Annotated in this window: 8 protein-coding genes; 6 read left to right on the forward strand and 2 right to left on the reverse strand. The window is 41.0% G+C overall.

Annotation, left to right across the window (positions count from 1 at the left end):
• Nucleotides 1-20: 20 nt before the first annotated feature.
• Complete coding sequence (locus FD50_RS07040; protein WP_056960944.1) at nt 21-1,451, reverse strand: C69 family dipeptidase; 1,431 nt, start codon at nt 1,449-1,451, stop codon at nt 21-23.
• A gap of 122 nt (nt 1,452-1,573) precedes the next feature.
• On the opposite strand from FD50_RS07040, the gene FD50_RS07045 reads away from it, so the two are divergent.
• Both FD50_RS07045 and lysA read left to right on the forward strand, forming a co-directional pair.
• Nucleotides 1,574-2,458, forward strand: coding sequence for a YitT family protein (locus FD50_RS07045; protein ID WP_056960991.1), 885 nt, complete (start codon nt 1,574-1,576; stop codon nt 2,456-2,458).
• Between the two features lie 323 nt (nt 2,459-2,781).
• On the forward strand, nt 2,782-4,086 hold the full coding sequence (lysA, locus tag FD50_RS07050) for a diaminopimelate decarboxylase (RefSeq protein ID WP_054757382.1): 1,305 nt from the start codon (nt 2,782-2,784) through the stop codon (nt 4,084-4,086).
• A 529-nt stretch (nt 4,087-4,615) separates the two neighbouring features.
• Here lysA and FD50_RS07055 read toward each other — a convergent pair.
• On the reverse strand, nt 4,616-5,431 hold the full coding sequence (locus FD50_RS07055) for a Cof-type HAD-IIB family hydrolase (RefSeq protein WP_056960945.1): 816 nt from the start codon (nt 5,429-5,431) through the stop codon (nt 4,616-4,618).
• A 126-nt stretch (nt 5,432-5,557) separates the two neighbouring features.
• Between FD50_RS07055 and FD50_RS07060 the strand changes: the two genes are divergently transcribed.
• The 4 genes from FD50_RS07060 to FD50_RS07075 are packed head-to-tail and all read left to right on the forward strand — an operon-like array spanning nt 5,558 to nt 9,063.
• On the forward strand, nt 5,558-6,319 hold the full coding sequence (locus tag FD50_RS07060; RefSeq protein WP_056960946.1) for an alpha/beta fold hydrolase: 762 nt from the start codon (nt 5,558-5,560) through the stop codon (nt 6,317-6,319).
• 17 nt (nt 6,320-6,336) lie between these two features.
• Complete coding sequence (locus FD50_RS07065; protein ID WP_056960947.1) at nt 6,337-6,660, forward strand: metal-sulfur cluster assembly factor; 324 nt, start codon at nt 6,337-6,339, stop codon at nt 6,658-6,660.
• Between the two features lie 18 nt (nt 6,661-6,678).
• Complete coding sequence (locus FD50_RS07070; RefSeq protein ID WP_056960948.1) at nt 6,679-7,650, forward strand: ABC transporter permease; 972 nt, start codon at nt 6,679-6,681, stop codon at nt 7,648-7,650.
• Nucleotides 7,651-7,662: 12 nt separating this feature from the next.
• Entirely contained in the window at nt 7,663-9,063 is a 1,401-nt protein-coding gene (locus FD50_RS07075) for an RsmB/NOP family class I SAM-dependent RNA methyltransferase (protein WP_056960949.1), read from the forward strand.
• Nucleotides 9,064-9,302 lie beyond the last annotated feature (239 nt).

Below are 9,302 nucleotides of genomic sequence, written 5' to 3' on the forward strand. Positions count from 1 at the left end.
GCACACTCTCTTTAGCTAATTTAGAGGTTTTCGTCAGTTGTGAAATTCAAAGGTGAAAGATCAGTGGCTGCAGTAATCAATTCTGCAATCAGCTGATTAACTTGGTTGCGTGCTAGTGCGGCGTTTTCATGACTTATTTTGGTTAGGTAAGCAAGCCGCCCAGCGTCCGCATTCATTTGCAATGCATAGTGATCGCTTTCGCGGACACGGTGGTTGAGTTCAACCCGCAAATTTTTTTGTAATGTTGCTAGTTTTTCTCCGAAAAGCGGGTAATGAGGGTCAACAAGCACTCCTAAAAGTTTATAACGCCAATAGGCTGAATCCCAACTGAAAGTCGCAGTCCCGCGTTGATAATCGGTAGGTGTTTCAGTTAGTGAAGCATAGAATGGCACAAAAACACTTTGCGCGGTTACCCCTAAAGCAAGCCAGTGTAGACCACTGATTTCAGGAGGCAACCAAGGACGGAGTTGCAAAATGTGTGATTCCTGTGTTTTTGCAAGGCTGATAGGGCGAAAATGATTTTTTTCCTGGTTGTTTTTACCAAGAGGATCATATGCAGTTCCTTGGAAGTGTGAGCCTAATAAGTCTTCAACGTCTTCTCGGTGTAACAGCTTTGCAGGTTTTTGAATAAAAGGGAGCTTCTCACTTTGAGGTAGTTGTTTGATTTCAGGATTAAACATTTTTTGTCCATACCATACACGTGGAGTGTTATAGACTTCATCATTTGGCCCTTGGGTTCCAAAAATCTCACGAAAGTTGAAGGAGTGCGGGGTCGCGTTTAACTTATTTTCAATTACAAACTGTTCTAAATTGGTGGCAGTCATAAAATCCTCAGGTGCATTAAAGTCAATCTCCTGTAAAGAGAGCTGATTTGCGACAACTGCATAACAGTCATCTGGAATGCGCTGTGCCGCCCAGTAATGTCCAGTAGCAATTTCCAGGTACCAGGCTTCCTGTTTGTCAGCAAAAAGGACTCCATTTGCTTCACTGGCTCCGTGTTCTTCAACAATTTTTCCGAGACGGCGAACACCTTGTCTTGCACTCTTTACGTAAGGCAAGACAACAGTAATCATGGCTTCTTCTCCAATTCCCTTTTCAACTAGCGGATCTGCCCCCAAAACACGTTCGTTCGCATATGCACTTTCGGTAGCGCTCATTGCAACACCGTACTCATTAATGCCGGCCTCCTCAAAGAAACCATATTTATCAGTCCATTCGGGAATAGCAGTATACTTACCGCGAACTCGAGGGAGCTTTAAACTGAAGCCATTGTCGGGCGAAACAAAGCTCTGTGGGGTGGAAAATTCTTTTCGCGGGCGCACAACAAAGTGTTTTGGCCAAGCTGCTCGATAGTCTTCATTGCGAGCAATCATAATTGAGCCATCGACAGTTGCATTTTTTCCAACTAGAATGCTGGTGCAGGCCGAAAGTTTCTGTTTATTATATACCAAGCGAGATACCTCTTTTCTTTTGCAGCTTATTTCGTTAAAATAATTCTAGCATAAAAAACAATCGGAAAACTAGATGGAGTTTTCTGGTTTAATTTACTTTGAAGTGGGGCAAAGAAGTGAACATTCAATATTCGAATGGTTTGAGAAGATTCATAATTGTAATTTTTGCAGGAGCGGCATTGGCGTTGGGGTTAAATTTTTTTCTGTTGCCAGGAAATATTTTTGGCGCAGGGTTGAATGGAATTGCACAATTAGTTTCCGCAATTTTGAAAAAAACAATTGGTATTAAGGTTGATACTGGCTACTTTATCTTTTTGCTGAATGTGCCGGTAGCGCTGTTAGGTTTCTTGAAAATTGGGAAGAGTTTTACCTTTTATAGTATTTTGACAGTTCTTTCAACAACGATCTTGACAATCCTGCTGCCAGTGCAGCGTTTAACCGCGGATCCGTTAATGAATGCTCTTTTTGGGGGAGTTATCACAGGTGTGGGAGTTGGCTATTCCTTAAAATATGGATTTTCAACTGGTGGAATGGATATTGTTGCCGTCTTTCTCAATAAAACTACTGGACGTTCAGTCGGTTTTTTAATGTTAGCTACGAATATGATCATTATTTTAACAGCGGGCTTTTATTTTAGCTGGCAAAGTGCACTCTACACCATAATTTCCAATTATGCACTGACTCGCGTAGTCGATAGTATTCACACATCCCATCAAAAGATAACTGCCTTTGTGGTAACTGCCAAGGCAGCTGCAATTTTGCCTGTTATTCAGCACACACTTGTACGGGGAGTGACAGTACTGCCTTCAAAGGGGGCTTATTCTGGGAAAGAAAGCCAAACTTTGATGACTGTCTTGACGCGTTATGAACTATACCGGTTTAAACAACTCGTAAGCCAAGAAGATCCAACTGCATTTATTAATTTCGTTAATACTGCAGATATTGCTGGTAATTTTGCTGACTCGACGCAGCAGGAACAAATTAAAGCTAAAGTAAGTGACCGATGATAGTTATTCAGGGGGATCGCAGTGGGAGTTTTTACCGAATTTAATTGCTTTCTAATATTATTTCTGCTTTAATATAGTTAATATCTTTTTATTTTTTAGGAAGATTTGAGGTGTCGTGTTTAGAGGCGTCACCTGGGTGCACTCCTACTATACCGGCAAAAGCATTGAAGACTGTAACTACAGGCATGACAACGTTAGCTGTTTTAGCTAAGTGTTTATTAGCATGGTGTTGGGGTGTTTAAATGTAACAAACACTAGTTTTTGCAATTTAGGCTGGGAGGAAAACCTGGCTTTTTTATTTTATTTTAGAGAGGATGTTTTAGTTGACAAAGTTATCGGAAGCAATTGAAATCAATGAAGCTGGTCATTTGGCTGTCGGAGGAGTTGATTCTCTTAAATTGGCTGCCAAATACGGTACACCGCTGATCGCATATGATGTTGCGCAAATAAAGGCCCAGATCAGACGCTTTAAACAAGCTTTCATTGCTGCAAAAGTTCCTTACCGAGTTACTTATGCCAGCAAAGCTTTCTCTGCACTTGCAATGTATCAGCTGATTTCAAAAGAAGGTCTTGGCTGCGATGTGGTCTCTGGCGGTGAATTATACGCGGCGTTAAAGGGAGGCATGCCTCCTGAAAAAATCGAATTTCATGGCAATAATAAGCTGCCGGCAGAACTTGAGATGGCGGTTGCTGCCAAAATCGGCTGCATTGTAGTTGATAATTTTCAAGAAATTGCTTTTTTAAAGCAGATTTTAGCAGAAAAAGACGCAACAGCCGCTGTTGTGCTAAGGGTTGCACCTGGAATTGAAGCCGAAACACACAAATATATTTCAACTGGCCAAGAAAACTCGAAGTTTGGTTTCGATGTTCGAAGTGGGCAAGCAGAGAAGGCTTTAAAGGCGATGCTGGCTGAGCCGCGCATGAATGTTAGAGGTGTACATTGTCATATTGGTTCACAGATCTTTGCTGCTAAGGGATTTTTGATGGCAGTCCAAAAGATGGTCAGCCTGCTAAAAGACTGGCATGAAAAATATGATTTTACTGCAGAGCTGCTCAATCTTGGTGGTGGATTTGGAACGCGGTATACCGACGCAGACGAACCGTTGCCTGCAAATGAGTTCGTCAGTCAGATTATTACCGCGGTTAAGGAGCAGATTACAGCTGCGAAACTTAAATTTCCAGAAATTTGGATAGAACCTGGACGTGCACTGGCTGGTGAAGCTGCAGTTACGCTCTATACTGTCGGTTCACGTAAGGATGTTGAGGGTGTGTGTCACTTCGTCTCTGTTGATGGTGGGATGGGAGATAATATCAGACCGGCACTTTATCAAGCTAAGTATGAAGCAGTTGTTGCCAATAAACCAAGAGCTTTAAAAGAACAAATTGTGACGGTTGTAGGTAAGTACTGCGAATCAGGTGATATTCTAGTACGTGATGCTCTGTTGCCAATTACACATCCCAGTGATATTTTGGCAGTCTTATCAACTGGCGCATATGGTTACACAATGGCCAGCAATTACAATCGAAATCCACGACCTGCCGTTGTTTTTTGTGAAGACGGGCAGGATCAGCTGGTAATCAGGCGTGAGACTTATGCGGATCTATTAAATTGTGATCTTGAAGTTTAAACTTTAAAAATTGCTGCCAAGTAAAGCAGTCAATTGGCGTTAATAAATATGTATATGATTTTCTAGGCGATATGGAGTTGGTCTTTGATTGACGACATGTCGCCTAGCTGCTTTTAAAGCTGTTTTTTGATTATAGGAAGAGCTATTGGTGAATATTTTGAATTTATGACGATCAAATTTAAGTACAAGTTTTGCAATCAAATGCGGGCTCAAATGAGGTCCAGTAGTATGTTAGTGTCAGAGAATTAAGAAATCTTGGTTTTAAGCTTCAATTTTACTAACTTGGGATTATTTAACTTAGGGAATGCCGTGCCCATAATCATGTTCTAAAAAAAAGGCTGGGTCAAAAATTAAATTTTGATCAAGCCCACTAATTATTTTGAATAAATATGTTTCATAAGCCGAATTTTTTGCCTGACTTCGGATTATGTAGTCCAAAACGTACCTAATATTATTGCTTGCTGCTTTACTTACAATTTAAAGTCAGATATTTTTAAGCTGGTTGCAAAAGCAGACCTCGTATGAATTGCTATTCAGCAAGCTGCAAGTATTCCTCAAGATAATTTGCAAGACCATCCTGTGTATTATCAAGCGGGGTTACATCGTTTGCAATCTGCTTAAGCTGGTCGGTACCATTGCGCATTACAACTCCCCAACCAGCATAGTCAATCATTTCTGCATCATTGTGTTCATCACCGAAAGCAATAATGTTTTTGCGACTGATATTGAAATGCTGTGCTAAGTATCTGAGACCCTTTTCTTTAGTGACTCCTTTAGGCTCAAGTTCAAGAATAGGGTTTGGTCCACCCCAAACGCCAATTTCAAGGTCAGTGCCATAAAGTTGTTCTAGTTGTGCAATGATCTTTTCCTTGGCTGTCTGTTCTACCAGCATTGTTACGGAAGCCGGATCAGTCTTTAAGTTTTTGGCATTCAAGACCTCAGTGCTGGCTAAGATGCTCGGGAAAAAGTTGTCGGCAGAACCAGGGTCGGCTGTATTTGCCAGCAACATATTTTTGGCCTCAGCAGCCATCATTTTAATGCCTAATTTTTCTTTGTGAGCAAGGAGATCGAGCGCGATTTCACGGGCAAAGGTATCCTGATATTCCCGGTTCCATGTTTGATGAGGGATATGACCTAATCCGCCATTAAAATTAATCATGGGTGTTTTAATTCCCAGTGAGTCGTAAATATCTCTTGAAATACGATAAGGCCGCCCTGTGACAATCGAAACAATGTGACCGTTGCGACTAGCTTTTTGCAGAATTTGCTTTGTACGTGCGCTGATCTGAGAATGTTCATTCAGTGTCGTTCCGTCCAGATCAAGTGCAATTAACTTTTGTTCCAAATTATTTCACCTCTATATTACACAGACTCGTAAAACTAAATTTAACATAAAAACAATGATTTTACTAGAGTTTAAGTTTAGTGTCGTTGTATAATTTAATTAAATTGGATGGAGGCGGTAGCGATAATGATTACGATTGTATCAAGGAAGATTAAGGGGATTCCGGTGCTGGAGTTAGTTCAAAATGAAAAAAGCGATTCAGCGCTTCCACTCGTTTTTTTCTACCATGGTTGGACCGGATGTAAGGAACGAGTACTGACTCAAGGATACGAGTTAGCTAGACGGGGCTTCCGTGTAGTTTTACCGGATGCTTTATATCATGGGCAAAGGCAAGTAAACGGACCTGCAGAAAGTCATCAACTGGAATTCTGGGAAATCATTGCAAACTCCGTAAGAGAATTTCCCAAATTGGTATCCGAGTATCAGCAGCAGTTTGGAATCAAAGAGGGACAGATTGGGGTAAGTGGTCTCTCAATGGGCGGAATCACGACATGTGCCCTTCTATGCGTGTATCCACAGATTAGTGCCGCAGTTTGTCTGATGGGTTCACCAAGACCTGTAGATTTTGCACGCGATCTGTTACGCAGAATACCTGGGGCTCAAGATGCTGATCCTGATTATGTGGAACAACAATTAGAGCAGCTTAAAATCATTGATCTTTCAGCCAATCCACAGAAGATTGCCGGGCGTCCGGTTCATTTTTGGCACGGAACTGCTGACGAAATGGTTCCGTATCTTCCTACTAAGGAATTTTATGATAGAATTAGTGATCATTCTTATGCACAGAAGGTTACATTTACGACAACTCGTGGGGCAAAACATAAAGTTTCTTACCCAACGACAGTAGAAATGGCAGACAAATTCGCTGAGTATTTTGCTGCCCTGTAAGAAAGAGGGGACATCTGATGGATGAAAAAAGAGATCTAAAGACAGTTAAAGAGGAAATTATTGAAAAACTAGAAGATGTAATTGATCCAGAGCTAGGGGTAGACATCGTCAATCTAGGTTTAATCTATCAGATTGACTTAGATCAAGATGGAGCTTGTGTGATTCAGATGACCTTGACTACAATGGGCTGTCCGCTCACCGATCTTTTGGCAGACATGGTCGATAATGCATTGCAACCAGTGCCAGAGATTGAGAGTATCGACGTTAAATTTGTGTGGGAGCCAGCTTGGACGATTGCGCGGATGAGCCGTTATGCCAAAATGGCTTTAGGCATCCATTAAGGGCAAGGTGAAATTGGTTTGTTAAAAAGAAGAATGTGGCTGCTTTTTTATTCAGCAGTCTTTGTTTTTTGCAGTGTTTTTTTATTTGTAAAGCTGCAACAGCGCACATTAATGATTCAATTGAATAATCATAACTTAACCCCTGATGCTTATCGGGTTGTGTTAAAAACAAAGATGACGATGCAAGAATTTACAGATCGGCTGAACAGCGATGAAAGCCTCTCAAATGTACAGGTTCATTTTCAGGATAAAAAAAATAAACGGGTAACTTATTTTTATGGCATCAAAAATTTTCCAGTACCACCAATGCTGACGGGCAACTTCTTTGACGACGATGATTTTAATTCAGCTGTGGCAGTTGCAGTTGTGGGGAAAAATTACAAAAAAAAGCTCTACCTTCCCAAAGACCAAAGTTATCTTAAATTTCAAGGGAATTATCTGCCTGTAGTCGGTGTGATGGGGGACAGTTATCACACTGAATTAGATAATCAGCTCTTCATTTCTCCAAGTATTGAAATGCGTTCAAAGATGGTGGCGAATAACTATCGGATTGTGATTGATGGCAAGACTCCACTTTCTAAGAAAAAGTTAACTAGTGTACTTGGAGCTGCCCAAGTTTCACATGCAAATCGGCAGCATCTTTTGATTGAGCAGGATTCGTGGATTGTTTCTCATTGGAAGGAATTAATCGGATTGATTTTTGTAGGCATAGGTCTACTGGCTATCCCATTTCTCTGGGCACTCTTAGGCAATCGAAGGTATCGAGAATTACTTTTGGCAAATGATGATCAACGGCGCTTGGTTTATATTGAATGGGAGTTCTTTGCACTCTTTAGTGGGTTAGGCGTTCTTTTTGGCGGACTTGCGGGAATGCTATTTTTTGAGTTGGATAGTTACGTTGGATTATTGAGTTATGATATTGCATTTTATTTGGTTAATAACTTGATATTCATTAGATTGATTAGTAAAAAAATAAAGGATTTGAAATAGGAGTTTTGAGAATTGCAATTACCTGCAGAGTTTGTCACAAAATATCAGGAGATCCTGGGTCAGGAGGCACCAGCGTTTTTTGCGAGTTTGAGCCAGCAGCCGCTTAAAGGCTTTCGCTTAAATCCACTCAAAGAAGACGAAAAAAAAGTAGCATATTCATTAGCAGAGCCGGTTCCATATGTGGCAACTGGGTTTTACGGGGCTGTTAGTGGCCATTCATTAGAGCATCAAACCGGCTATGTCTATAGTCAAGAACCCAGCGCGATGTATGTGGGTGAAGTGGCAGATGTTTCTCCTGGAGAAGTCGTTTTAGATCTTTGTGCTGCACCGGGTGGTAAGTCGACACAAATTGCTGCTAAATTAAATGGCGCGGGTTTGCTTGTTTCAAATGAAATTAATCATAAACGAGCAACGATCTTAGCTCAGAATTTAGAGCGTATCGGGGCGGCGAATGTTTTAATTCTTAATGAAGACCCAGCAACCTTGGCCCATACTTTTCCGGGTTATTTTGATAAGATTCTAGTCGATGCTCCTTGTTCTGGTGAAGGAATGTTCCGCAAGGACCCAACCGCAATTAAGTATTGGCACAAAGACTATCCAGCGCAATGTGCTGCACGTCAAAAAGAGATTTTACGAGAAGCTTTAAAGATGCTCAAACCGGGAGGACAGCTTATTTATTCGACCTGTACGTTTGCACCAGAAGAAGATGAGCAAATTGTTGCGTGGTTACTGACGGAATATCCTGAATTGAGCTGTTTGCCAATCAAAAAATGGAAGGGAATGGATGCTGGAAGACCTGAGCTAGCCGACGGAAACCGCAGTTTAGAGAATACAATCAGATTGTTTCCTCATCATTTCCAAGGTGAAGGTCACTTTATTGCAAAACTCAAAGATCAAAGACCGGCACCAACAATCCAGAAACAAAGTGGCAAAAAAAATAAGAAACGACGTGGCAAGGGAAAACAACCGGAATTATTTCGGCACTTGAATGCAGAAGAACAGGAACTATGGACAACTTTTGCGGGGCAGATGTTTAAAGAAGAGGTCTTTTTGATTCAAGGACTGCGTTGCTTGGGCAATAAACTATATTGGTACCCGGAAGAGTGGCCGGATATTTCGACTTTGAAATTTATACGGCCGGGGCTGCAATTAGGGACATTTAAGAAAAAACGGTTTGAACCTGCTTATTCGTTAGTTTTGTATCTTCCGCCGAGTATTTGTTTAAGGAAAATTGCGATTTCTGTAGAAGAATGGAAAAAATTTGTTGCTGGAAATACACTAACTCTTTTGCAGGATAAGCAGGAGAATGGTTGGTACTTATTGACCTGTGAAGGCAAGAGCTTTAGTTTTGGAAAACTTGTCAATGGAACCCTCAAAAATTTCTTTCCGAAAGGATTGCGTTTCAAGCCTTAAATAGCTTAGCAAGTGTGCTTTTTGAAACAGACATTAATACGGATATTATAAAAACTAGAGAGTGTGACATAAGTCGGGAAAATTTGAGTGCTAACTCGAAATTACGAACATAGCGAGTACTTTGCGATGAGTAATTCGAAGTTAGACGGAGAATTTTGACTTATGGAACCCGTTTATACAGAGTAAAAAAGAGAGTGTGACATAAGTCGGGAAAATTTGAGTGCTAACTCGAAATTACG

The organism is Liquorilactobacillus satsumensis DSM 16230 = JCM 12392 (assembly GCF_001435195.1).
GTDB lineage: Bacteria > Bacillota > Bacilli > Lactobacillales > Lactobacillaceae > Liquorilactobacillus > Liquorilactobacillus satsumensis.